At 71.2% G+C, this 1,033-nt stretch carries 1 protein-coding gene; it reads right to left on the bottom strand.

Translation table 11 applies throughout. From position 1 onward, the window contains the following. The coding region (locus ACWD35_RS45615; RefSeq protein WP_451357199.1) for a condensation domain-containing protein at positions 1-1,006 on the bottom strand (1,006 nt) is incomplete at its 3' end. Positions 1,007-1,033: the final 27 nt, after the last annotated feature.

Raw genomic sequence — 1,033 nt, forward strand, 5'->3', positions numbered from 1 at the left:
TCGACTGCGGCACCTCGACCGCCGTGTCGTTCCACTCCACCAACACCCGACGCCGCTCGGTCTCGTCCAGCACATCCACCGCACCCAGCCGCAGCTCCGGCCCGTCCCCCAGCGCCCGCTCCAACACGGACACCAGGCTCTCCGTGGCCGTGGCCACCATCGCCGCGACAGCGTCCGAGTCGATCGCGGCAACAGCGTCCACCGTCAGCCGCAGCCCGTCACCGTCGTCGTCGACGAGGACGTTCAGCGGGTAGTTGGTGCGCTCGCGGGAGAACACCACCCCGATGCCCTCGCCGACCGATGCCACATCCCGGGTGATGCCGACGTTGTGGCGGTAGTTGAGCATGGAGGTGAACAGGGGAGCGTCCCCCGGCACGCCACTGGCCTGCTGTGCCAGAGCCAGCGGTGCGTGCTCGTGCTCAAGGAGCCCCGCGAGCTGGTCACGCATGGCCCCGACCGCCGACACCACGCTGGTCTCGTCCACCCGTATCCGCACCGGCAGCGTGTTCATGAAGGGCCCGGGCACCCGGTCCGCACCGGCGCCGGCGTTCATGCGCCCGAACAGCACGGTGCCGAACACCACGTCGTCGCGGCCGCTGACCGCGGCAAGGACCCGCGCCCACGCCACATGCATCACCGTCGCCGGACTCACGCTCAGCCGCCGGGCGACCTCACGCAGCCGCGTGACAAGGTCCGGTGCAAGGTCTCGCCGCACCTCGACCGAGTCCATGCCGTCCCCGTGGGCGTCGACCAGGCCGTAGGGCGCGGTCGGCTCGTCGACGTCGCCCAGCAGGTCGGCGAAGAACCGCTCGTGTTCGGCCCGCTCCACCCCACCACGCGCCTGCGCCACGAAGTCGCGGAAGGGCAGCGGCTCGGGCAGGTCCTCGCCCCGGCCGGCGAGGAGCGTCTCGACCTCGCCCAGCAAGAGTTCGAGGCCGGTGTGGTCCTGGATCATGTGGTGCACGCGGATCAGCAGCAGCCAACGGCTGTCCACGACGCGCGCCATGTGCAGCCTGATCATCGGGGCCCTGCC

It is taken from the genome of Streptomyces sp. NPDC002671 (assembly GCF_053592475.1).